Origin of the sequence: Erythrobacter sp. 3-20A1M (assembly GCF_018636735.1) — a bacterium.
In the GTDB taxonomy this organism is placed as follows: Bacteria; Pseudomonadota; Alphaproteobacteria; order Sphingomonadales; family Sphingomonadaceae; genus Alteriqipengyuania.
Genome location: NZ_CP045200.1, coordinates 2,266,725 through 2,287,608, shown reverse-complemented (window position 1 = coordinate 2,287,608; position 20,884 = coordinate 2,266,725). Strand labels below are relative to the sequence as shown.

Annotated in this window: 26 protein-coding genes and 1 pseudogene; 19 read left to right on the top strand and 8 right to left on the bottom strand. The window is 66.2% G+C overall.

Annotated features, from left to right (window positions below; translation table 11 throughout):
* Positions 1-19: 19 nt before the first annotated feature.
* Both F7D01_RS11215 and F7D01_RS11210 read left to right on the top strand, forming a co-directional pair.
* Positions 20-484, top strand: a complete 465-nt coding sequence (locus tag F7D01_RS11215; protein ID WP_215227635.1) for a PaaI family thioesterase — start codon at positions 20-22, stop codon at positions 482-484.
* Positions 477-887 (top strand): PaaI family thioesterase, encoded by a 411-nt coding sequence (locus F7D01_RS11210; RefSeq protein ID WP_215227634.1) that lies wholly within the window; start codon positions 477-479, stop codon positions 885-887. The genes F7D01_RS11215 and F7D01_RS11210 overlap by 8 nt, the downstream gene beginning before the upstream one ends.
* Here the strand turns inward: F7D01_RS11210 and F7D01_RS11205 are convergent.
* Together F7D01_RS11205 and cobS are read right to left on the bottom strand one after the other, a co-directional pair.
* Complete coding sequence (locus tag F7D01_RS11205) at positions 884-3,145, bottom strand: transglycosylase domain-containing protein (RefSeq protein WP_215227633.1); 2,262 nt, start codon at positions 3,143-3,145, stop codon at positions 884-886. The two genes, F7D01_RS11210 and F7D01_RS11205, sit on opposite strands and share 4 nt — an antisense overlap.
* A 53-nt stretch (positions 3,146-3,198) precedes the next feature.
* Positions 3,199-4,194, bottom strand: coding sequence for a cobaltochelatase subunit CobS (cobS, locus tag F7D01_RS11200; protein WP_215227632.1), 996 nt, complete (start codon positions 4,192-4,194; stop codon positions 3,199-3,201).
* Between the two features lie 91 nt (positions 4,195-4,285).
* Here cobS and F7D01_RS11195 point away from each other — a divergent pair, with 91 nt between their 5' ends.
* Complete coding sequence (locus tag F7D01_RS11195; protein WP_215227631.1) at positions 4,286-5,134, top strand: oxygenase MpaB family protein; 849 nt, start codon at positions 4,286-4,288, stop codon at positions 5,132-5,134.
* Here F7D01_RS11195 and F7D01_RS11190 read toward each other — a convergent pair.
* Positions 5,131-5,826, bottom strand: a complete 696-nt coding sequence (locus F7D01_RS11190; RefSeq protein ID WP_251566769.1) for a helix-turn-helix domain-containing protein — start codon at positions 5,824-5,826, stop codon at positions 5,131-5,133. The two genes, F7D01_RS11195 and F7D01_RS11190, sit on opposite strands and share 4 nt — an antisense overlap.
* A 60-nt stretch (positions 5,827-5,886) precedes the next feature.
* Between F7D01_RS11190 and F7D01_RS11185 the strand changes: the two genes are divergently transcribed.
* The 7 genes from F7D01_RS11185 to F7D01_RS11155 all read left to right on the top strand — a co-directional run bounded on the left by F7D01_RS11185 (position 5,887) and on the right by F7D01_RS11155 (position 10,380).
* A complete protein-coding gene (locus tag F7D01_RS11185; RefSeq protein ID WP_215227630.1) occupies positions 5,887-6,240 on the top strand; it encodes a DUF1428 domain-containing protein in 354 nt (117 codons plus the stop codon).
* A 3-nt stretch (positions 6,241-6,243) separates the two neighbouring features.
* Positions 6,244-7,047 carry a VOC family protein gene (locus F7D01_RS11180; protein ID WP_215227629.1) on the top strand — a complete coding sequence of 268 codons (804 nt, stop codon included), beginning with the start codon at positions 6,244-6,246 and terminating at the stop codon, positions 7,045-7,047.
* 2 nt (positions 7,048-7,049) lie between these two features.
* Entirely contained in the window at positions 7,050-7,673 is a 624-nt protein-coding gene (locus F7D01_RS11175) for a glutathione S-transferase family protein (protein ID WP_215227628.1), read from the top strand.
* Positions 7,670-8,152 carry a VOC family protein gene (locus F7D01_RS11170; RefSeq protein WP_215227627.1) on the top strand — a complete coding sequence of 161 codons (483 nt, stop codon included), beginning with the start codon at positions 7,670-7,672 and terminating at the stop codon, positions 8,150-8,152. The genes F7D01_RS11175 and F7D01_RS11170 overlap by 4 nt, the downstream gene beginning before the upstream one ends.
* A 4-nt stretch (positions 8,153-8,156) precedes the next feature.
* Entirely contained in the window at positions 8,157-8,831 is a 675-nt protein-coding gene (locus F7D01_RS11165; RefSeq protein WP_215227626.1) for a dihydrofolate reductase family protein, read from the top strand.
* A gap of 304 nt (positions 8,832-9,135) precedes the next feature.
* The gene (locus tag F7D01_RS11160; protein ID WP_215227625.1) at positions 9,136-9,663 is read left to right on the top strand and encodes an AAA family ATPase; all 528 of its coding nucleotides are present in this window, start codon (positions 9,136-9,138) and stop codon (positions 9,661-9,663) included.
* A gap of 240 nt (positions 9,664-9,903) precedes the next feature.
* The gene (locus F7D01_RS11155; protein ID WP_251566767.1) at positions 9,904-10,380 is read left to right on the top strand and encodes a GNAT family N-acetyltransferase; all 477 of its coding nucleotides are present in this window, start codon (positions 9,904-9,906) and stop codon (positions 10,378-10,380) included.
* A 113-nt stretch (positions 10,381-10,493) separates the two neighbouring features.
* Here F7D01_RS11155 and F7D01_RS11150 read toward each other — a convergent pair whose 3' ends face one another.
* Complete coding sequence (locus tag F7D01_RS11150; RefSeq protein ID WP_215227624.1) at positions 10,494-11,087, bottom strand: DnaJ domain-containing protein; 594 nt, start codon at positions 11,085-11,087, stop codon at positions 10,494-10,496.
* A gap of 50 nt (positions 11,088-11,137) precedes the next feature.
* Between F7D01_RS11150 and F7D01_RS11145 the strand changes: the two genes are divergently transcribed.
* The 5 genes and pseudogenes from F7D01_RS11145 to F7D01_RS11125 all read left to right on the top strand — a co-directional run bounded on the left by F7D01_RS11145 (position 11,138) and on the right by F7D01_RS11125 (position 14,766).
* Positions 11,138-11,410, top strand: coding sequence for a BolA family transcriptional regulator (locus F7D01_RS11145; protein WP_215227623.1), 273 nt, complete (start codon positions 11,138-11,140; stop codon positions 11,408-11,410).
* A complete protein-coding gene (locus tag F7D01_RS11140) occupies positions 11,407-12,144 on the top strand; it encodes a glutathione S-transferase (protein WP_215227622.1) in 738 nt (245 codons plus the stop codon). The genes F7D01_RS11145 and F7D01_RS11140 overlap by 4 nt, the downstream gene beginning before the upstream one ends.
* Positions 12,141-13,026, top strand: a pseudogene (locus tag F7D01_RS11135) (pirin family protein). The gene F7D01_RS11140 and the pseudogene F7D01_RS11135 overlap by 4 nt, the downstream one beginning before the upstream one ends.
* Positions 13,027-13,048: 22 nt before the next feature.
* A complete protein-coding gene (locus F7D01_RS11130) occupies positions 13,049-13,864 on the top strand; it encodes an SDR family NAD(P)-dependent oxidoreductase (protein WP_215227621.1) in 816 nt (271 codons plus the stop codon).
* A 2-nt stretch (positions 13,865-13,866) separates the two neighbouring features.
* Positions 13,867-14,766, top strand: a complete 900-nt coding sequence (locus tag F7D01_RS11125) for an alpha/beta fold hydrolase (RefSeq protein WP_215227620.1) — start codon at positions 13,867-13,869, stop codon at positions 14,764-14,766.
* On the opposite strand, the gene F7D01_RS11120 is transcribed toward F7D01_RS11125, so the two are convergent.
* Positions 14,763-15,230, bottom strand: coding sequence for a hypothetical protein (locus F7D01_RS11120; RefSeq protein WP_215227619.1), 468 nt, complete (start codon positions 15,228-15,230; stop codon positions 14,763-14,765). The genes F7D01_RS11125 and F7D01_RS11120 overlap by 4 nt on opposite strands.
* Positions 15,227-16,294, bottom strand: a complete 1,068-nt coding sequence (locus F7D01_RS11115) for a DUF2332 domain-containing protein (RefSeq protein ID WP_215227618.1) — start codon at positions 16,292-16,294, stop codon at positions 15,227-15,229. Before F7D01_RS11115 ends, F7D01_RS11120 begins: the two co-directional genes overlap by 4 nt.
* A gap of 43 nt (positions 16,295-16,337) precedes the next feature.
* Between F7D01_RS11115 and hisG the strand changes: the two genes are divergently transcribed.
* Genes hisG through thiL form a run of 4 tightly spaced genes read left to right on the top strand, consistent with a single transcriptional unit; the run spans position 16,338 to position 19,631 of the window.
* Entirely contained in the window at positions 16,338-16,994 is a 657-nt protein-coding gene (gene hisG / locus F7D01_RS11110) for an ATP phosphoribosyltransferase (RefSeq protein ID WP_215227617.1), read from the top strand.
* A complete protein-coding gene (gene hisD, locus F7D01_RS11105; protein ID WP_215227616.1) occupies positions 16,994-18,283 on the top strand; it encodes a histidinol dehydrogenase in 1,290 nt (429 codons plus the stop codon). The genes hisG and hisD overlap by 1 nt, the downstream gene beginning before the upstream one ends.
* Positions 18,280-18,738 carry a transcription antitermination factor NusB gene (nusB, locus tag F7D01_RS11100; RefSeq protein WP_215227615.1) on the top strand — a complete coding sequence of 153 codons (459 nt, stop codon included), beginning with the start codon at positions 18,280-18,282 and terminating at the stop codon, positions 18,736-18,738. The genes hisD and nusB overlap by 4 nt, the downstream gene beginning before the upstream one ends.
* On the top strand, positions 18,735-19,631 hold the full coding sequence (gene thiL, locus F7D01_RS11095) for a thiamine-phosphate kinase (RefSeq protein WP_215229781.1): 897 nt from the start codon (positions 18,735-18,737) through the stop codon (positions 19,629-19,631). Before nusB ends, thiL begins: the two co-directional genes overlap by 4 nt.
* Here the strand turns inward: thiL and F7D01_RS11090 are convergent.
* Both F7D01_RS11090 and F7D01_RS11085 read right to left on the bottom strand, forming a co-directional pair.
* On the bottom strand, positions 19,628-20,605 hold the full coding sequence (locus F7D01_RS11090) for a fatty acid desaturase (RefSeq protein ID WP_215227614.1): 978 nt from the start codon (positions 20,603-20,605) through the stop codon (positions 19,628-19,630). The genes thiL and F7D01_RS11090 overlap by 4 nt on opposite strands.
* A complete protein-coding gene (locus tag F7D01_RS11085) occupies positions 20,602-20,796 on the bottom strand; it encodes a hypothetical protein (protein ID WP_215227613.1) in 195 nt (64 codons plus the stop codon). The genes F7D01_RS11090 and F7D01_RS11085 overlap by 4 nt, the downstream gene beginning before the upstream one ends.
* Positions 20,797-20,884: the final 88 nt, after the last annotated feature.

Genomic DNA, 20,884 nt, shown 5'->3' with positions numbered 1-20,884 from the left:
TGCAGGCACGGGGGCCGGAATGAGCGAGACGCTGCCCCCATTCGATCCCGATACCGCCGGGCCGTTCCTGCTGAGGAGCGGGCATGTTGGATGGCTCGGCATGCGCTATGTCGGCCACGGAACCGACTGGATCGAACTCGAACTGCCCTGGCGTGAGGATCTGGTCGGCGAGAGCGAGGCGGAAGTACTGGCCAGCGGGCCGATCATCTCGATGATGGACATGGCAGGGGGCATGGCGATCTGGACCCGTCACGGCGTGTTCCAGCCGGTCGCCACGCTGGACCTGCGCGTCGATTACCAGCGCCCGGCACGCCCGCGCGGCAAGGTGATCGGGCGGGCGGAATGCTACGCCGCCACCCGCTCCGCCGCTTTCGTGCGCGGGATCGCGCACGAGGGGGACCCGTCAGACCCGGTGGCGCATGTCGCCGCGGTTTTCATGACCATCAACGGACCGAGCAATCTGGGGGCGCGGCTGAGTGCCTGACAGCGACCTCCTCACCGCATACGCCCGCTCGCTCGGCATCCGTATCCACGAACATGACGCGGAAGCGGATACCACGCCCATTCTGGTCGTCGATCCCGAACAGGCGATCGAGGGACGGCCCGGCCATTTTCACGGCGGGGCGATCAGCGGGCTGATGGAAACCGCCGGCTACGCCGCGCTGCGCAGCGCGCTGAGCGAGCGCGGGCCGGGCCTGAAGCTGAAGCCGATCAATATCACGGTACAGTTTTTGGCCGCCGCGAAGATGGACCCGCTGTTCGCGCAGGCGCGCATCACCAAGCTCGGGCGTCGCAACGCCAATGTCGCGGTCGAGTGCTGGCAGGATGACCGTTCCCGGCCACGCGCCACCGCCGTGATGAACGTCCTCGTGGCCGACCGCGGCTAACGCGCCCCGCTCTCGCGTTGCGCCTGTTCGAGCTGGCGCGCCGCCTCCTCACCCGCCCGCTCCGCCTGTCGCCGCGCCTCGTCGATCGCGTCGGAGCGGACCTGCACCTCGCCGGACCGGTCGATCCGGATGTCGACCGGCATGCCGTCCGGCCCGGTGCGGATGGTCACGCCATCTTCGTCGACATCCAGACTGGAGTTCCCGTCCTCGGCAGGATCGGGCTCGTCGAGGGGTTCCACCGCGCCTTGCGGGTTCTTGCTGGGCGCGGGAGACGGCCGTGCGTCGATCGTCAACGCCTGCCGCATGAAATCGCGCCAGATCTGCGCGGGCAGCCCGCCGCCGCTGATCTTGCGGTCGAGCGGCGAATTGTCGTCGTTTCCGATCCATACGCCGACGACCAGATCGCCCGCGAAGCCCACGAAGAGCGCGTCGCGGTGGTCCTGCGTCGTGCCGGTCTTGCCGTAGTTGGCGATCGGCAACATCGCCGCGCGCCCGGTGCCCTGGTTGACCGCCCGTCGCAGCATCGCCTTCATCCCCTCGTGCGTGCGGCGGGAGAAGCTGTCCGGCCCATTCCACAGCTTCTCGATCAGGCCCTGTTCCTGCCGCGCGAACGGCGTCGCCTCGACCGGATAGGCATTGCCTGCGATCGCGGCGTAGGCACCGGTGAGTTCGAGCACGCTCATCGTCGCGGTGCCAAGGGCGACGCTGGGATCGCCTTCCGGGATGGGCGAGGTGACGCCCAGATCGCGAGCGGTGGCGATGACCGCCTTGCTTCCCACTTCTTCGAACAGACGCACCGCGGCGACATTGCTCGAATGGGCGAAGGCATCCTGCAACGCGATGGTATCGGAATAGCGGCCCGCCGCGTTCTGGGGGCGATAGCCGCCTTGCGTGATCTGCGAGTTGTTGATCCGATCCTCGGGCGACCAGCCCTGGTTCAGGGCGGTGAGATAAACGAACAGCTTGAAGGTGGAGCCCGGCTGGCGGCGCGCCTGCGTGGCGCGGTTGAACGGCGTCGTCTCGTAATCCTTGCCACCGATCATCGCGACGACCTCGCCATTCGGCCGCATCGCGACCAGCGCCGCCTGTGCGCGCCCGAGCGGCGCGCGCGCGACCACCTGCCGCGCGATATTCTGCAGCCGCGCATCGAGCGTCGTCTCGATCGTCTGCTGCGCATAGCCGCCGCCCGCCCGTTCGCGCGCCTCGGGCAGGGCCCAATCGGCGAAATAGGTGCCGGTCGGGACGTCGGCCCGGTTACGTACGTCGAGCCGGGGCAGCGGCATGGCGCGCGCCTGCGCCTGGGTCAGATAGCCCGCATCGACCATGGCGCCCTTCACCTGCTTCATCCGCGCGAGGGCGCGGTCCCAATGGCGGGTCGGGGCATAGGCGCTGGGCGCCTGCACCAGCCCCGCCAGCATCATCGCCTGTTCGGGGCGCAGTTTCTCCGGCTGGCGATAGAAATAATGCAGGCTCGCGGCGCGCAACCCGTATGTGTTGTCGCCAAAATAGGCGTTGGAGAGATAGCGTTCGAGGATCTCGTCCTTGCTCAGCCACGCTTCCAGCCAGAATGCTATCAGAGCCTCGCGCGCCTTGCGGGTCAGCGTCTGTTCCGGCGTCAGGAAAGTGAACTTGGCAAGCTGCTGCGTGATCGTGGAGCCCCCGCCCCGCCCCGTCCACGCGGCGCGGGCGATACCGCGCGGGTCGATGCCCCAATGGTCGTAGAAGCGGCGGTCCTCGATCGCCAGAAACGGTTCGATCACCTGTGGCGGTAATTCGGAGACCTTGACCGGTGCGGCGACGTCGGCGCCCTTGCGCGCGATCGGCGTGCCGTCGGTCGCGGTCAGGGTGATCTGCGGCGGCACCACCGGCTCCAGCGATTTGGACAGCGGCGCAGTTACCGCAAGCCACGCGACCAGCAGAAAGAACACCAGCAGCATGCCGGCGACGATCCGCGCCGCCCACCAACGCTTGCGCCGGTCCCGCCAATGCGCCGGTTGCCACCACTTCGTCGGAGCGCGTTCGATAGCACCCGCATGGCCGGGCGCATCGGCGGCCCGGCGGTCGAATGCCGCCAGCCGCGCATCCCACGCCTTGTAATCGGGTTCGGCGGCGGGCCGGCCCGAACGATAGGCAACCTCGTCGTCGTCATCGTCCCAATCGGGCAGCTGCGATTCGTGCAGCGTGTAATATCCCCGGTGGCGCCGCGGCTCGTCCTCTTCGGATCGCCGCTTCGATCGACCGAGGAAAGGAATATTCATCCGGGTGTATTGCCAGCTTAAGGCAGTCCGCGCGAGCGTGAATTCATATGCGCCTATCCGGCGGAGGAAACCACGCTTTCCGGCAAGTCCTCGCCGAACACCCGCTGGTAGTATTCGGCCACCAGCATCCGCTCCGCCTCGTCGCAGCGGTTCAGGAAGCTGACGCGGAAGGCGTAGCCGATATCGCGGAAGATCGCATTGTTCTGCGCCCAGGTGATGACCGTGCGCGGGCTCATCACGGTCGAGATGTCGCCATTGATGAAACCCTGCCGCGTCAGGTCGGCGACCTTGATCATGTCCGCCAGCACCTTGGGATCGGTGTCGGGGTTCTTGGCCGCCACGATCTCCTGCTCGGTTTCGGCGGGCAGGTAATTGAGGCCGACCACGATGTTCCAGCGGTCCATCTGGCCCTGGTTGATCTGCTGCGTGCCGTGATAGAGCCCGCTGGTGTCGCCCAGGCCGACCGTGTTGGAGGTCGCGAACAGGCGGAAATTGGGATCGGGCCGGATCACGCGGTTCTGGTCGAGCAGGGTCAGCTTGCCCTGCTGTTCCAGCACGCGTTGGATCACAAACATCACGTCCGGGCGACCCGCGTCGTATTCGTCGAACACCAGCGCCACCGGGTGCTGCAGCGCCCAGGGCAGCAGCCCCTCGCGGAACTCGGTCACTTGGAGCCCGTCGCGCAGCACGATCGCGTCGCGCCCGACGAGGTCGATGCGGCTGATATGCGCATCCAGATTGATCCGCACGCACGGCCAGTTGAGGCGCGCGGCGACCTGTTCGATGTGGGTCGACTTGCCGGTGCCGTGATAGCCCTGCACCATCACGCGCCGGTTGTGCGCGAAGCCGGCCAAGATCGCGAGCGTGGTATCGGGATCGAACACGTAGCTTTCATCGACATCGGGCACGCGATCGTCGGCCTTGCTGAAGGCGGGGACGGTCCAGTCGATATCGATGCCGAAGGTCTCGCGCACGTTCACCTCGGTATCCGGGGCGGCGAGCGCGGTCTTGGCGCTGGGGTCGAAGCTCTTGTCGGTCATGTCGTTCATTTCGTTGTGCGACCTAAGGTTCCCGCCCGCAACTGGCAAGCGATAGCGGGCGCGACGTTTTCTTCGCGGCGCGGCAGCCTATATTCCCCTAATGACCAGCCGCCCCCTGCCCAGCGAGTTTCTGCGCCAGCAGCTGGTCGGGCGCGTGCGGGCGCTGTTCAACGATGTCGAGGGCGGCCAGCAGCCGGTGCCGCCCAGCGACGATGCCCTGTTCGAGCGCGATTCGCCGATCCGCATGGTTCATGCGGACATCGTGGGCATGATGGTGGGCGGAATTCGCAGCCTGCTGCTCCAGATGCTTCATCCACACGCCTTGCAGGGCGTGCTCGACCACTCGAATTTTCGCGCCGACATGCATGGCCGCCTGCGCCGCACCGCGCGGTTCATCAGCGTCACCACCTTCGGCCAGCGCGACGACGCACGGAGTGCCATCGAACGGGTCAACCGCATCCATGCTAAGGTCACCGGCACTCTGCCCGACGGCTCGCCTTACACCGCCAGCGATCCGCGCACGCTGGCCTGGGTGCATATGGCGGAAGCGACGAGCTTCCTCGCCGCCTATCTACGGCTAGTGCGCCCCGGAATGCCGGGCCACGAGCAGGACGAATATTACCGCCAGTTCGCTGTCGTCGCCCGGGCGCTGGGTGCGGATCCGGTGCCGGTCGATCGGGCCGGGGCGGAAGCGATATTCCGGGAGTTGCGCGGCGATCTCGCTACCTCGCCCGCTGCGCGTGAGGTCGCCGATCTGGTGCTGAACCAGCGCCCCGAAGGCGCGCCACCAGCGTTGCAGGCGATGCTGGGGGCGGAGGCGGTCGGGCTGCTGCCCCCCTTCGCCCGGTCGATGCTGGGGCTGGAGCGCCCCGGTCTGACCGCCCTGCCCGCCAGCGTCGCGACCCGCGCCATGGGTCGCACGCTGCGCTGGGCGTTCCGCCAGTCCTAGCCGACCTTATCCGGGAGGGTAAAAATCTCCGCGAACCGCAGCGCGAGTTCGCGCCGTCCGGAAATCTCCACCGCCCCTTGCGCCTCCAGCTCCTCGAACGGGACCCCGCCATAGAACAGCGCGGCCAGCGACGGTGCCTCGGGCGCGAAGAAGATCGCCTGCGCCTGGTCCAGCCTGTCGCGCGCAATGGAGAGCGCGCCATGCGACAGATTGGCGAGGAACTTCTCGTCGCCGATCCGAAAACCGATCCGCGCCTCGAACAGCAGCGCCAGCCGGGCATCGAACATGGTGCGCAGCGACATCATGAACGATGCGGCGGACAATGGCAGGGTCGTATCGTGCAGCGGCGAAGCAACTGCCCAGCGCCCCAGCTCCTGGATCACCGGCTCCGCGGCGTATCCCCATTTTGTTAGCTCGTAGACTTGCACCGTGGCGGTCTCCTCTACGATCCGCCTCGTCAGGACGCCATTCGCCTCAAGCGTAGTCAGCCGTTCGGTCAGAACCTTGGCGGAAATGCCCGGCACGCCGGCGCGAATGTCGGAGAAGCGCCGCGGTCCGAACATCAGTTCGCGCATGATGAGCAACGACCAGCGCTCGCCCACCAGTTCCAGCCCGAACGCGGTGCCGCAGGCATCGTCGTACCATTTACCGTGAAGCCTCGAACTCGTATCAGTTACATTTTGTAATTTCATAGTTGCCCAAGGTAACTATTGGGCGCAGAAGAAACAAGGACAGACCATGGGAGAAACAGGATGTACGTGAACGGATTCGTTCTCGCCGTGCCCGAGGGCAACAGGGCGGCCTATATCGAGATCGCCGAGAAATTCTGGTCGCTGGTCCGGGAATACGGCGCGCTGTCGCAGGTGGAATGCTGGGAAGCCGATGTGAAGGACGGCCAGACCACCGATTTCCGGCGCGCGGTGAAGGCCGAGGCGGGCGAGAAGATCGTCTTCTCGTGGGTCACCTGGCCCGACAAAGCCACCGCCGACGCAGGCGAGGCGAAGATGATGGAGGACCCGCGGATGGAGGCGTTCTCCGACATGCCCTTCGACGGCAAGCGCATGGTCTATGGCGGGTTCGAAACCATCGTGCAGAAGGAAGCCTGAGCCATGGCGGACCATCGCGGAACCTTCATCTGGTACGAACTGATGACCACCGATGCCGATGCGGCGAAGGTGTTTTACGACAACGTCGTTGGCTGGACCATCGATGCCGAGCCGAGCGGCGACAGCGAGATGGATTATCGCATGATCAGGCGCAGCGACGGCGGCTTCGCGGGCGGTGTGCTGCAACTGACGGATGAGATGGAGCAAGGCGGGGCACGCCCGGCTTGGTATGGCTATGTCCACGTCCCCGATGTCGATGCCGCGGTGAAGCGGTTCGAGGATGCGGGGGGCAAGGCATGGATGCCCGCGCAGGACATGCCGGGCGTCGGGCGGATGGCGCTGGTCTCCGACGCGCAAGGCGCACCGATCTACGTCATGACCCCGACCCCGCCCGAGAACGATCCGGACGCGACTAGCGACGTGTTCTCCGCCGATCAGGCCGAGCACGTGCGCTGGAACGAGCTTTCCACCACCGATCAGGACGGCGCGATCGCGTTCTACACCGACCTGTTCGGATGGACGCAGGAAGGGGCGATGCCGATGGGCGAGATGGGCGACTACAAGTTCCTGCATCACGGGGGCACGATGATCGGGGCCGTGATGGAAAAGCCGCCCGCCATGCCGCAGTCCAACTGGGTCTATTCGATCGGCGTGCGCGATATCGACGCCTCTGTGGCGGCCCTGCAAAGCGGCGGCGGCACGCTGGTTCACGGCCCCAGCCAGATCCCCGGCGGCGAATTCAGTGCAGTATGTGTCGACCCGCAGGGCGCGGCATTCGGGCTGGTCGGCCCACGTAAGGAGCATTAATCATGGCGGACTACACCTTCTTCTTCCACCCGATGAGCCGGGCGCAGATCGCGCGCTGGGCGCTGCACGAGGCCGGGGCCGACTACGAGCCGGTGATGGTCGACTGGGAAGCGAAGCCGCAAGCGCTGCTGGATGCGAACCCCATGGGCAAGCTGCCGACCATCGTCCACCATGTTCCCGGAGCCGATCACGTGGTGACAGAAGCGGCAGCCATCTGCCATTATCTGGCCGAACAGACCGCACCAGAACTTCTCCCTAAGGCGGTCGAGATGGCGGATTACTTTCGCTATCTGTTCTTCGCCGCCGGCCCGGTCGAGCAGGCCGTCACGGCCAGGGCGATGGGCTGGGACGTTCCCGAGGACCGGCAGGCGATGCCCGGCTTCGGGACCTACGACCGCACCGTAGATGCTCTCGATACCATGTTGAAAGGGCGCAAATTCGTGTGCGGCGATCGCTTCACCATGGCGGACGTCTATGTCGGCAGCCAGATCGACTGGGGACTGGCCTTCGGCACCCTGCCCGAACGGGAGAGTTTCGCCGCCTATCGCGAACGACTGCAGGGCCGCGCGGCCTACCGGAAGTCCAAGGCAATCGACGAGAAGTTCATCGAGGAGATGCAGAAGTGAAAGGAGACAAGCTCACCACGGTGCTGTGGTTCGATGGCGACGCGGAGGAGGCCGCGCGCTTCTATGCCGACACCTTTCCCGACAGCGCGGTGGGCGAAATCTTCCGCGCCCCGGCCGACTTTCCGAGCGGCAAGAAGGGCGATGCGCTGACGGTCGCGTTCACCGTGCTGGGTCGCAGCTTCTCCGGCCTCAATGGCGGCGACATGTTCAAGCCGAACGAGAGCGTCAGCTTCATGGTCGTGACCGAGGACCAGGCGGAAACCGACCGCTACTGGAACGCCATCGTCGCCAATGCGGGCGCGGAGAGCGCCTGCGGGTGGTGCAAGGACAGATGGGGGTTCAACTGGCAGATCACCCCGCGCACGCTGCTCGAATCGCAGCAGGCCGGAGGGGACGAGGCCAGGCGGGCGTTCGAGGCGATGATGACGATGGGCAAGATCGACGTTGCCGCTATCGATGCCGCCAGGCGGGGCGATTGAGGCCATGGCGCGCCTCATAAAAGCCAGCGCCTTTCTCTCGCTCGACGGCGTGATGCAGGCACCCGGCGGGCCGACCGAGGATCCGACGGGCGGTTTCGAGGAAGGCGGCTGGGTCTTCAAGATGTGGGACGAGGGCATCGAACCAACGCTGGGCTCGCTCTTCTCCGGCGAATACGACCTGCTGCTGGGCCGACGCACCTACGACATCTTCGCTGCCTACTGGCCCTATGTCGAGGGCGAGGAAAAGCCGATGGGCGAAGCTTTCGACAGGGCCGCGAAATATGTCCTCACGCGCGGCGATCGGCCGCTCGAATGGCAGAACAGTCATCGGCTGACCGGCATGGAAGACGTCGCGCGGCTGAAGGAAAGCGACGGACCCGATCTCGTCATCCAGGGTTCGAGCACGCTCTATCCCGGCCTCCTTGCGGCTGGGCTTGTCGATACGCTGATCCTGATGACGTACCCTGTCACGCTCGGGCGCGGCAAAAGGTTGTTCGGCGAAGGCACACCGGTCGACCGCCTTGAGATGACCGACCATTGCGTGACCGCGAAGGGCACGATGATCGCGACCTATCGCCTCGGCGGCACGCTCCCTCCCTACCCCGACGAAGCACCAAACCCCGCCACGAGCGAGCGCGAAATCGCCCGCCGGGCCGCGATGGCCGAGGGCCGCTGGTGACGCTTGCGCTGTATGTGTGACCCCTTCTCAAGCCACCCGAAAAGCTCTGGATCGCCTATCGTCCACTCCCGGTGTCATGGGATGACTGCGGAAACTCCAAGGCAGATGTTCCCAGTTTCGTTAGAAAAGCTGCCTGTCCGCTAACGACCTCAATGTCGGTCATTCGAGAGGTGAGAACGGCATCCCGGAACCGGCCATTCGGATGATTGCCGACGCTATCGCCCTTGCCACCGTCCCGCTATAGGTTCCGTTGTGGGAACCCGCCCGTAGACATATCGCGCACGGCAAGGAGGTATTCTGCGCCATGACGCTGGACGAACTGGGCACACGCATCTGCATCATGGGACCGTCGAACAGCGGCAAATCGACTCTCGCTCAGGCAATAGGGCGAGCGCGGAGCTTGGAGGTGGTCCACCTCGATCAGCTACGCCATCTTCCGCACACCGACTGGGTACCACGACCGCCCGATGAGTTTGCGGCGCGTCACGATAAGGCGATTACTGGCGACAGCTGGGTGATCGAAGGCAATTACTCCTGGCTGCTCCCGCAACGGCTAGAACGAGCGACCGGCTTCATCCTTCTCGACGTTCCGACGACAACCAGCCTGTATCGGTACGTTCGACGCTGCTGGTTCGAGGGCGACCGGCGCGGCGCTCTGGAGGGCGGTCGCGATAGCGTGAAATGGGATATGATCCGGCACATCGCCTTCGACACCAGAGCCAACCGCATGCACTACCGCGACATGATCGATGGCATGAGCTTACCCAACATGCAAATCACTACGACCGGGGCACTGGCAGCCTTCTACCGCGCCAACGGCTTGAGGCGCTAAGCCGCAGATTCTCTTTTCAGCATCCCAATCGGCACGGCAACTTACCGCAAGCTCCACCCTGAAAGCCGACCGGCTCAAAACCACCCCAATTTAAGACATTCGGGGGGCCTGAAAACGCCCTATCAGCAGACCAACCGCTTGCTGGGTCGCTACTTCAGAAACGGACGAGCGGGGAACGATCCCAATTGCGGCCATTGACGGGACTTGTAGCGTTGCTTGTCAGCGGCCATCGCACCGCAAATGGTTGAGGCTCGTTTCGTGTTCAACGTTGTGACAGACGATCTGTCGTCGGATGCAACGCGCGAACTGCTCGCGTTGCATCTGGCTGGGATGCACTCTCATTCTCCTCCGGGAAGCGTTTTTGCGCTCGATCTTTCCGGACTCCGCCTGCCTGAGGTTACAGTGTGGACCGCTTGGGCTGGAAACCGGATTGCCGCGGTCGGCGCGCTGAACATGCTGGGTGATCGAACGGCGGAGGTCAAATCGATGAGGACCCATCCTGACTTTCTGAGACGCGGTGCTGCCGCCGCAATTCTCGAAACGATCATCGATACCGCAGCGGACCGAGGTGTCGAACTGTTAAGCCTCGAAACGGGAAGCGGCGATGCATTCGAGCCGGCGCTCGAGCTCTATCGTCGGCGTGGCTTCAAGAACGGCGACGCATTCGGCGATTACCGGAAAAGCGAGTTCAACCAGTTCCTGCATCTTGAAATATGAAAGGCCGTTTCACTCGCGCGGTAGCCAGAACCCGACAGTTTCGAACCGCCCCAGTTACGGACCCAAAGATCGGTGCCCGGCGATAATTTACGCGGCCTCGAAAGATTAACACATCACCCGATCGCGCGCGATTTGCGCAGGACCTGGTAGGCTTCGACCACGCGGCTCAGGCGTTTCTCGTATTGCCGGTCGCCGCCATTGCGGTCGGGGTGATAACGGCGCACCAGTTCGGAATAGCGCCGCCGCAGCCGCCGCCGGTCGGTATCGGACCCCAGCCCCATCGTTTCCAGCGCCTGCGCCTCCTCGCGGCTGAAGCGGCCGTCCATCGCCATTTCCGCCTCGCGCCGGGCACGGCTCTTGATGCCGCTCGCCCGCGCGCCGATCGCATCCAGCGGATCGTCGAAATCGGCCCAACGCGGCATGCCGTCGATCCCTGCGGTCGGGCGGAAGGCGCGCGTTTCGCTCGCCCAGCCGGCGCCCGGCGATTGCGCGGCGTAGATTTCCTCCGCGCTCATGCCATCGAACCAGTCGTACCCGGCGTTGAATTCGCGCACGTGCTCCAGACAGAACCAGCGCCACCGGCCGGGCCCGTCGAACCTGTGCCCGCCATCCGCCGGGGCGCGGAATTCGCCCGGCTCGGTGCAGCCCGGGGCCTCGCATTGCCGTTCGCCCGCCTCGTGTCTTCCATGGAACCTTGTAGTGCGCATCGGCCTTTAGAATGGGAGCGCTTCCCACGAATTGCAAAGGCGAGAATCCCATGTCCGGCCCGGTCCAACGCGAAATCGAGACGCGCCTGAAGGAGGCGCTCGACCCCACCCATCTGGAGGTCGTCAACGACAGCGCGACGCATAGCGGCCATGCGGGCGACGACGGCAGCGGCGAATCGCACTTCACGGTCATCGTCGAAGCGAAGGCCTTCGCGGGCAAGTCGCGGCTGGAGCGGCAGCGGATGGTCAACGCCGCGCTGGGCGATCTGCCGGGCGAGCGGGTCCACGCGCTGGCGATCAAAGCATCGGAGCCTGCGGCATGAGCGCGCCCTACGACCTGTGGTACTGGCCCTCCATCCAGGGGCGAGGCGAGTTCGTACGTCTCTATCTGGCCGCGCTGGGCGTCGCGTGGCGAGACCGGGCGCGCACGGGCGACGCGCAGGATCTGGTCGAGGACATGGAGGCGCGCGAGCAGGGCGACGATTTCGCGCCCTACGCCCCGCCCTATCTGGTGGTGCGCGAGGGCGACGACGAAGGCTTCGCGATCGCGCAGGTGGCGCATATCCTGGCGTTCCTGACCGACCGGCACGACCGCGGCACGGGCGACCTCAAGACCGACCTGCACCTGATCCAGCTGCAGCTCACCATCACCGACATCGTCGCCGAGGTGCACGATGTGCATCACCCCGTGTCCGGCGGGCTCTATTACGAAGATCAGAAGGACGCGGCGAAGCGCGCGGCGGAGGCGTTCCGCGAGGAGCGGGTCACGAAGTACTTCGACCACTTCGAGACCGCTCTGGGGAAACGCGACGGGCCTTACGTGCTAGGCAACGAATGGAGCCATTTCGACACGTCTCTGTTCCAGCTGGTCGAGGGGCTGCGCTACGCTTTCCCGCAGCGGATGGCGGCGATCGAGAGCGCCTATCCGCGCATCGTCGCCTGCCGCGATGCCGTGGCGGAGATCGAGGGCGTCACGCGCTATCTGGACTCGGACGAACGGATCGCGTTCAACGAGGATGGTATCTTCCGCCATTATCCGGAGCTCGACGCAGCATGATCGAACAGGTCGTCACCCCCGTTACCCATGATCTGGGCGATTTCACCGTCCGCCGCGCGCTGCCCGCAAAGGCGCGCAGCATGGTCGGCCCGTTTCGTCTTCGTCGACGAGTTCGGCCCGGCCCAGCTCGATATCGGCGGCGGAATGGACGTGCGGCCGCACCCGCATATCAACCTGTCGACGGTGACTTGGCTGTTCCAGGGCGCGATCGACCACCGCGACAGCCTGGGTACATTCTCCACCATCCGCCCGGGTCAGGTGAACCTGATGACCGCCGGGCGCGGGATCGTGCATTCCGAGCGCAGCCCGGCAGAGGAGCGCAAAGGCGGCCCCTCGCTCTACGGGATGCAGACCTGGCTCGCCCTGCCCGATGGGCGGGAGGAGATCGACCCGGCGTTCGAGGCGATCACCGATCTGCCGGTGGTCGAGGACGGCTGTACGAAGGCGATCGTGGTCATGGGTGAGCTGTGGGGTCGCCGCGCCGCGACCACCACCCATGCTGAGACGATCTACGCCGAGATCGTGCTCGGCCCCGGTGGCTCGATCCCGATCGAGGCGGAGGCGGACGAGCGCGCGGTGATGCTGGTCGGCGGCGAGGCGCGCGTGGATGGGCAGCCGCTCGACCTATTCGCTCTCACCGTGCTCAAGCCGGGTGCCGCGATGACGCTGGCGAGCAAGGACGGCGCGCGGGTGATGCTGCTGGGCGGCGAAGCCTTCCCCACCCGGCGGCATGTCTGGTGGAACTTCGTCAGCAGCGACCGCGAGCGGATCCAGCAGGCCAAGGAGGACTGGCGCGCCGGTCGCTTCGCCAAGGTGCCGGGCGACGAGGAGGAGTTCATCCCCCTGCCCGAGGGTGCGCCGAAAACGGTCAGCTACCCCTGAATAAGCCGTAAGGGAGGAAGCCATGGAATTCGACGGAAAGACCGCCTGGATCACCGGCGCGTCGAGCGGGATCGGCGCGGCGCTGGCGCGCGATCTGTCAGGCCGGGGCGCGAGGATCGTGCTCTCCGGCAGGGACAAGGCACGCCTAGGGCAGGTTGCGGACGATTGCGCGACCGACACGCTCATCCTGCCCTTCGACGTGCGCGACGACGCCGCGATGGCGGACGCGACCGCCCGGGCGCTCGATTGGCAGGGCGGGATCGACCTCGCCGTGGCCAATGCCGGGGTGTCCCAGCGCAGCATCGCGCTGGAAACCGACATGCAGGTCTATCGCGACATCATCGCCGTCGATCTGACGCAGCAGATCGCCTTTGCGCAGGGGCTGGTGCGTCCGATGGTCGAGCGCGGGAGCGGCGCCATGGTCTTCATCTCCTCGGTCGCGGGCAAGGTCGGGGTGCCGATGCGCACCGGCTATTGCGCGGCAAAGGCCGGGCTGATCGGCTATGCCGACGCGCTGCGGGCGGAACTGACCGGGTCCGGAGTGGAGGTCCATGTGGTGGTCCCCGGCTCGATCGCGACCGATGTTTCGCGCAATGCGCTGACCGCCGACGGTTCGGCGCGCGGGCGCAGTGACAGCGCGATCGAGAAGGGCATCCCGGCACACGAGGCGGCAAAGGCGATGTTGGACGCGATCGCGCTCGGCCAGCGCGAGATCGTGGTCGCGCGCGGCATGGAGGAGGCGATGGGCGAGATGCGTCGCACGCCCGACCAGCTGCTGGACCAGGTCGCGCGGATGGTGGAAGAGGGTTACATCGACAAGATGCGGGCGGAGGACTGACCATGGAATTGCAGCGCGTGAAGCTGGCAAGCGGGATCGAACTGGACTGCGTGGACGAGGGGCCGAGAGATAGGCCCGCCCTGATCTTCCTCCACGGCTTTCCCGAGAGCCATCGTACCTGGCGCCACCAGATCGCCCATTTCTCCGACCGCTATCGCTGCATCGCGCCCGACCAGCGCGGCTATCGCGGCAGCTCGAAGCCGCAGGAGGTCGATGCCTACACCCCCGACAAGCTGATCGGCGACATCTTCCAGCTCGCCGACGCGCTAGGCGTGGGCGAATTCACCATTGTCGGCCACGATTGGGGCGGCGCGATCGCCTGGGGCATCGCGCTCGGCGGGCAAATGAACGGCCGCGTCACCCGCGCGGTGATCGCCAACGCGCCCCACCCCGGCGTCTTCCAGAAGCTGCTCTACACCAACGAGCATCAGCGCAAGTCGAGCCAGTATATCCGCGGTTTCCGCGACACCGCCAACGACGAGCTGGTGCGCGAACACGGCCTCGCCGGCGTCCTCGCCAAGGAGGTGAAATGGGAACGCCCGAGCGCGATGGAGCCGGAGGAACGCGATGCGCTTCTGTCCGACTGGCAGAACCGCGGCGCCGCCTTCGGCATGCTCAACTGGTATCGCGCGAGCCCCGTCGTGGTCCCGCCGATGGATGCGCCCTTCGAGCTGCCCGAGGGCTGGAGCCCGCCGCCGCTGCCGAACCTGACCATCCCGACGCTGGTGGTGTGGGGGATGGACGATCTCGCTTTGCCGCCGGAGAACCTCGGCGGACTGGACGCGGTGGTCGACGACCTGACCATCGCGGAAATCGAGGGTTCGGGCCACTTCGTCCCGTGGGAAGCGCCGGAAAAGGTGTGCGCGGCGATGGATGCGTTTCTGAAGCGGACGGATATCTAGGTAAGTTCGCTAAAGTTGTTCGCTGCAACATTCATCAGCCCGGCATCATCAAAATAGTGCTCGAAATTCTGACGAGGTACTGGATTGTTACCATCGTACTTCGCAGGTTGGCATCGAAAGCCTCGAATATGGGGGCGGATCTGCTGGAGCGGCATCCAAGCTATATGGTTAGGGGATCGGCTGTGTATTGTAGGGAAGTACGCCAGAGCCAGAACCATTTCCGGATGGGTTACTGACAAGCCTCCGACATATCCGTAGACATTCTTAGCAGTTTTTTCTTCAGTTGGATAAAGACCCTTGACCTGCACCGGTCTGATTAGCAGCCCGTCAGATCGCGCGAGCGTGCCGATAAGGTCAAAACCCATATCGCGGTGAGGAAAATAAATATTCCATCCAGCGTCCGCCATCACCCCAGCAACATACATCTCGGCGAAGTAGTCGCGCTTTTTATGTTTCTCGATCATTTCCCCAGCCATTCCACCCATTCGCCGTGTGGGTGCGCGTGGCCCAGCGGCACCGGCTCCTCGCCGCCGGGCCAGTAGCGCGCATAGAGTTCGTGGCGGAAGGTCTCCCGATTGGTCTCCAGCGTCAGCCAAGCCAGCGCGCGGGTTTCGCTCGCCGCCGCGCCCGCTTCGGCCATCGCGTTCTCTATCGCCTCCTGCTGGAAATCGGGCAGATATTGCCACACGATCGAGTGGAACAGCCCCCGGGTGGTGCCCTCCTCCTGCGGCTCGGCGAGCGCGCTGCGGACGAATTCCATCGCGTCCATCCGCACCACCTCCGGCGGGCTTTCCTGCGCCAGCCGCGCGGCGGCATCGACGCGGCTCATCCGACCGCGCGCCTCGGGCCAGACATAGCTCTTGAGCCGCAGCGCCTCGGCCGGATCGGCGAGGTCGATCGGTGCCGTGTCGCAGCCGCGGATCGATGCGATCTGGATGTTCGTCTCGGGCGGCGGGTCGCCCCGCCATTCGGGTGTCAGCTGCACCGGGCTGTCGGGCGGCCCGCGCAGCACCCCGCCCAGGTCGAAGCGGAAGCGATGCATCATCGTGTTGATGCCAGCGCTCGCCCCGATCTCCAGCAGTTCGAAGCGTGGCGGCACGCGCTCGCCCAGCCATAGCAGCCCGGCAAGCAGGCTGGCCGAGCGCCCCGCCTCGTTGGTCTGCGGTGGCCCATCGAGCCAGGCGAGCAGCTGGTGGTCGTATTTCTCGACCAGCGCCACGACGATGTCGTCGACCTGCCCCTGGTCGGTGGTCAGCCCGGCATAGACCGGCTCCAGCCGCTTGTCCTCGCCCGTCAGCAGCAGGTGATGCAAGCCGCCATGGATCCGCAGCGGCATCGCGTCGCGCAGTGTCAGCCCGTGCCAGTTCGCCATGCGCAGGCCCACGGTCGTGTCACCGTCCACCACCGGCAACAGGCCGCGGACCACGCGCGCGGTATTGGGCATACCCGCCTCCTCGGCATGGCGCGCCTGCCACTCGATCGCTTCGCGCACCGATGCGATCTCCATCACCGCCTGCTTTTCGGCCATACACATTGCCCTTTCGCCGCCCGCATCCTAAGTCGCGCGCGCAATGACAGGCCAGCTCACCTTCGCCGTGCCCAAGGGGCGCATCCTCGACGAGGCGCTGCCGGTGATGGCGCGCGCGGGCGTGGTGCCGGAAGAGGGCTTTCACGACAAGGCCAACCGGGCACTTGCCTTCGCCACCACGCGAGAGGACATGCGGCTGATCCGCGTGCGCGCCTTCGACGTCGCAACCTTCGTCGCCCATGGCGCGGCACAGGTCGGCATCGTCGGCTCCGACGTGATCGAGGAGTTCGATTATTCGGACCTCTACGCGCCGGTCGATCTCGATATCGGGCACTGCCACCTCGCAGTCGCCGAACCTGTCGGGGCCGAGGGCGCGACGAACGGCGCCAGCCATCTGCGCGTGGCGACCAAGTATCCGCAAATCACGCGCCGCCATTTCGAGCGGCAGGGCATCCAGGCCGAATGCGTGAAGCTGAACGGCGCGATGGAGCTGGCGCCCTCGCTCGGCCTCGCCGGGCGGATCGTAGATCTCGTCTCCACCGGGCGTACGCTGAAGGAAAACGGGCTGGTCGAGCGCGAGCGCATCCTCGACATTTCCGCCCGCCTGATCGTCAACCGCGCGGCGCTGAAGACCGACCCGCGTGTCGCCGCGCTGGTCGAGGCGTTCCGCGCCGATGCCGAGAAGCGGAAGGCGGCCTGATGCAGCGGCTCGACAGCGGGGATGCCGATTTCGAGGCGCGGTTCGACCGGCTGGTGAACGCCCGGCGCGAGAGCGCGGAGGATGTCGGGCGCGACGTTTCCGACATCATCGCCCGCGTCCGGGCGAAGGGCGACGACGCGCTGGCCGAATATACGCTTCGGTTCGACAAGCATCGACTGGCGGACGACGCGGACTGGCGGATCGCGCCAGAGGCGTGGCGCGAGGCCTACGAGATGCTCGACCCCGAGCTGCGCGAGGCGCTCGATCTCGCGGCGACCCGCATCCGTGCCTATCACGCGGAGCAACTGCCGCAGGACCGCGACTATACCGACGATGCCGGCGTGCGGCTGGGCGCGAAATGGCGCGCGGTCGACGCGGCGGGGCTCTACGTCCCGGGCGGACGGGCGGCCTATCCCAGCTCGCTGCTGATGAACGCCCTGCCCGCCAAGGTCGCGGGGGTGGAACGGCTGGTGGTCGTCACCCCGACACCCAATGGCGAGACCAATCCGCTGGTGCTCGCCGCCGCGCATATCGCGGGTGTGGACGAGATCTGGCGCGTCGGCGGGGCGCAGGCGGTGGCCGCCCTCGCCCATGGTACCGAGCGTATCGCGCCGGTCGACGTGATAACCGGCCCCGGCAATGCCTGGGTGGCGGAGGCGAAGCGCCAGCTGTTCGGCGTGGTCGGGATCGACATGGTCGCCGGGCCGAGCGAGATCCTGGTCATCGCCGACGCGAAGAACGATCCCGACTGGATCGCCGCCGACCTGCTGAGCCAGGCGGAGCACGATCCGACCGCGCAGAGCATTCTCATCACCGACGATGCGGCCTTCGCCGAACAGGTGGAGGACCGCGTCGACGTGCAATGCGCCATGCTCGCCAGCGGCAAGACCGCGCGGGCGAGCTGGGACGCGCACGGCGCGCTGGTGGTGGTGGAGCATCTCGACCACGCGATCCCGCTCGCCAACCGGCTGGCCGCCGAACATGTCGAGCTGGCGGTGGACGATCCCGAGCGTTTCATGGCCGGTATCCGCCACGCGGGCAGCATTTTCCTGGGCCGTATGGTGCCAGAGGCGATCGGCGACTATATCGCCGGGCCGAACCACGTCCTTCCCACCGGGCGCCGCGCGCGCTTCGCCTCCGGCCTCTCGGTCCTCGACTTCATGAAGCGGACCAGCTTCATCTCGACCGACCGCGCCGGGCTCGACGCCATCGGCCCTGCGGCGATCGCGCTGGCCCGGGCCGAGGGCCTCCCCGCGCACGCCGCCTCCATCGAAAAGCGTATGCAATGACCGACACCGCCGCTCCCCGTTCCAAGGCCCGCTCGGCCGCCCGCCTCGCCGCCGTGCAGGCGCTCTACCAGATCGACATGGAGCGCACCGCGGTGGCGCGCGTGCTCGACGAATTCCACCAGCACCGCCTCGGCCGCGAGATCGAAGACATCCAGTTCGCCGATGCCGAAGTCGATTTCTTCGACGATATCGTCCGGGGCGTCGACGCGCGGCGCGAGGAGATCGACCTGCGGCTGAGCGAGCGGTTGGCCGAAGGCTGGACGCTGAAGCGGCTGGACAAGTCGATGCTGCAGGTGCTGCGCTGCGGTGCCTACGAACTGATCGCCCGCGCCGACGTGCCCAAGGCTACCGCAATCAGCGAATATGTCGACGTCGCCAAGGCGTTCTTCGACGATCGAGAGGCGAAGTTCGTCAACGGCATCCTCGACGCGGTGGCGAAGGACGCGCGCGGCTGAGCGACGAACGCGCCTTTATCGAGGCGCTACGCCGGATCGCCGGCACGCCTGCCGCGCGCGGCCTGGCCGACGATTGCGCGGTGTTCGACATGGGCGAGCGCGCGCTGGTCGTGACCCACGACATGATGGTGGAGGGAGTGCACTGGCTCCCCGGCCAGGCGATGCACGATGTTGCGTGGAAGCTGGTCGCGGTGAACCTGTCCGACCTCGCGGCGAAGGGCGCGACCCCGCTCGGTATCCTGGTCGGCCATACGCTGGGCGAGGACGATGCGGGTTTCCTCGCCGGGCTGGAGGAGGCGAGCGACACCCTGGGCGCGCCCCTGTGGGGCGGCGATACGGTGAGCCATCACGGCGGCGCGCGTACGCTGGGGCTCACCGCCATCGGTCAGACGGAGCAGCAGCCCGTCCCCTCGCGTGCCGGGGCGAAGCCGGGCGACGCGGTGTGCATCACCGGCCCGGTCGGCGCTGCAATGATCGGTTTCGAGACCTTGCGCGACGATGGCGACACGCCCGACAACCGCCGCATCACGCAACCCTATCGTCGCCCTACCCCGCTGCTGTCCGAAGGGCGCGCGCTGGCCCCGCTCGCGAGCGCCATCATGGACGTATCCGACGGCTTGCTGCTCGACGCCAGCCGCATCTCGGAGGCAAGCGGCGTCACGCTGGCACTGGACCGCGCGGCCATACCGATCGCCGCGCCCGAGGATCGCCGCGACGAGGCGCTGCGCTGGGGCGACGACTACCAGTTGCTCTTTACCGTCTCGCGGGACGAAGAGCTACCGATCCCCGCCCACCGTATCGGCGAGGTGCACGAACGGAGGAAACACGCGCTGCTGCTGGATAACGAGCCGGTATCGGGCGCGCTCGGCTACGAGCACCGCCGCACGGACTAAAGGGCGGAGCAGTCCACGCCGCGCTTTTCCAGCACCGGTTTGAGCGCGAAATAGGCGGGCTTGGTGCGGTGGTGCGGGATCTTCGGATAGAGGTGGTGAATCATGTGCACCTCCATGCCCATCGCCAGGAAATTCCCGATCGGGCTCTTCATGATCCGGGCATTGCCATAGCGCGACTGGTCCTTGCGCGGATGGTGGGGGGCCCAGCTGAGCGACAGGCGGATGAACCAAAGCCCGACATGGCGCGGGATCCACCACACCATCGCCGCCTCCAGCGCGTAGCCCGACCACGCCATGGTGAACAGCGTGCCGAGATAGACCAGCTGGAAGATCGCGCCCTCGCGCAGCGCCTTGCGCGAGGCGGGCGTGTCCATCGCCTGCAAGGTCCGGCGATAGGCGGCCAACGACCCCGCCCCGCGCGGTTGCCGCCCCAGCCAGCTGCGCCAGGCGGCGTGCCAGAAATTATGGCCCCAATCCTCGTAATCGGGATCGTGTTCCGGGTGATTGGTGAAGCGGTGGTGGCGGATATGCGTCAGCTTGCCGACCGAATAGGGCAGAAGGATCGGAATGCACGAGATCGTGCCGGTAAAATCGTTGAGCCGGCGATACTTGCCGCCCTCCCTTACCATGTTGTCGTGATAGGCCTCGTGCCCCGTCACGAAACCGCCCGCAGCGATGAAGCTGGCGATCGCGCAGGCGACGAACAGGTTCAGCTGGCCCGACATGGTGAGCGGGAACAGGCTGATCCACACGACCAGCGCCGTCACCGCCCAGGCGGGGTAGAACCACAGCGGCCCGTTCTCGAACCCGCGCGCGATCTCCAGCTCTTCCTTGCGCAGATCCGCGCGGGTGTAGCTGTCCAGCGTATCGTCCGCCGCCAGCGAAATGGCGGGGGCATCGCCCGCCGCCAGGTCGCGCGGATCGAGATCGTCGGTATCGAGATCGAAATCGCGCACGGTCGCATCGTCGGTCACAGCCAGCGCCCCCTGATCTGCGCGTACAGCCCCCACGCCCCGCCGACGATCAGCCCGAACACGATCCGTTCCAGCCCGAAGGGCGCATCCCACCCGGCGGCCGCCATTACTTGCGCGACAAGCGGCGCGACGAAGCCGAAGCCGAAGATCAGCGGCATGATCGCGAACAGACGGGTCAGGGCGGCTTGCATAACGATTTGTTTACCAAGATGCCGCGGCACCGGCAAGGCGGTGAACCTGCCCCTGTTCTTCGCAGCTACGGTATTCGGCAGGACACGG

Coding starts and splice junctions, on each gene's coding strand:
- F7D01_RS11215 (WP_215227635.1), top strand. CDS start 20: ATGAGCGAGACGCTGCCCCCATTCGATCCCGATACCGCCGGGCCGTTC.
- F7D01_RS11205 (WP_215227633.1), bottom strand. CDS start 3,145: ATGAATATTCCTTTCCTCGGTCGATCGAAGCGGCGATCCGAAGAGGAC.
- cobS (WP_215227632.1), bottom strand. CDS start 4,194: ATGAACGACATGACCGACAAGAGCTTCGACCCCAGCGCCAAGACCGCG.
- F7D01_RS11195 (WP_215227631.1), top strand. CDS start 4,286: ATGACCAGCCGCCCCCTGCCCAGCGAGTTTCTGCGCCAGCAGCTGGTC.
- F7D01_RS11190 (WP_251566769.1), bottom strand. CDS start 5,826: ATGAAATTACAAAATGTAACTGATACGAGTTCGAGGCTTCACGGTAAA.
- F7D01_RS11185 (WP_215227630.1), top strand. CDS start 5,887: ATGTACGTGAACGGATTCGTTCTCGCCGTGCCCGAGGGCAACAGGGCG.
- F7D01_RS11180 (WP_215227629.1), top strand. CDS start 6,244: ATGGCGGACCATCGCGGAACCTTCATCTGGTACGAACTGATGACCACC.
- F7D01_RS11175 (WP_215227628.1), top strand. CDS start 7,050: ATGGCGGACTACACCTTCTTCTTCCACCCGATGAGCCGGGCGCAGATC.
- F7D01_RS11165 (WP_215227626.1), top strand. CDS start 8,157: ATGGCGCGCCTCATAAAAGCCAGCGCCTTTCTCTCGCTCGACGGCGTG.
- F7D01_RS11160 (WP_215227625.1), top strand. CDS start 9,136: ATGACGCTGGACGAACTGGGCACACGCATCTGCATCATGGGACCGTCG.
- F7D01_RS11155 (WP_251566767.1), top strand. CDS start 9,904: ATGGTTGAGGCTCGTTTCGTGTTCAACGTTGTGACAGACGATCTGTCG.
- F7D01_RS11150 (WP_215227624.1), bottom strand. CDS start 11,087: ATGCGCACTACAAGGTTCCATGGAAGACACGAGGCGGGCGAACGGCAA.
- F7D01_RS11145 (WP_215227623.1), top strand. CDS start 11,138: ATGTCCGGCCCGGTCCAACGCGAAATCGAGACGCGCCTGAAGGAGGCG.
- F7D01_RS11140 (WP_215227622.1), top strand. CDS start 11,407: ATGAGCGCGCCCTACGACCTGTGGTACTGGCCCTCCATCCAGGGGCGA.
- F7D01_RS11130 (WP_215227621.1), top strand. CDS start 13,049: ATGGAATTCGACGGAAAGACCGCCTGGATCACCGGCGCGTCGAGCGGG.
- F7D01_RS11125 (WP_215227620.1), top strand. CDS start 13,867: ATGGAATTGCAGCGCGTGAAGCTGGCAAGCGGGATCGAACTGGACTGC.
- F7D01_RS11120 (WP_215227619.1), bottom strand. CDS start 15,230: ATGATCGAGAAACATAAAAAGCGCGACTACTTCGCCGAGATGTATGTT.
- F7D01_RS11115 (WP_215227618.1), bottom strand. CDS start 16,294: ATGGCCGAAAAGCAGGCGGTGATGGAGATCGCATCGGTGCGCGAAGCG.
- hisG (WP_215227617.1), top strand. CDS start 16,338: ATGACAGGCCAGCTCACCTTCGCCGTGCCCAAGGGGCGCATCCTCGAC.
- hisD (WP_215227616.1), top strand. CDS start 16,994: ATGCAGCGGCTCGACAGCGGGGATGCCGATTTCGAGGCGCGGTTCGAC.
- nusB (WP_215227615.1), top strand. CDS start 18,280: ATGACCGACACCGCCGCTCCCCGTTCCAAGGCCCGCTCGGCCGCCCGC.
- F7D01_RS11085 (WP_215227613.1), bottom strand. CDS start 20,796: ATGCAAGCCGCCCTGACCCGTCTGTTCGCGATCATGCCGCTGATCTTC.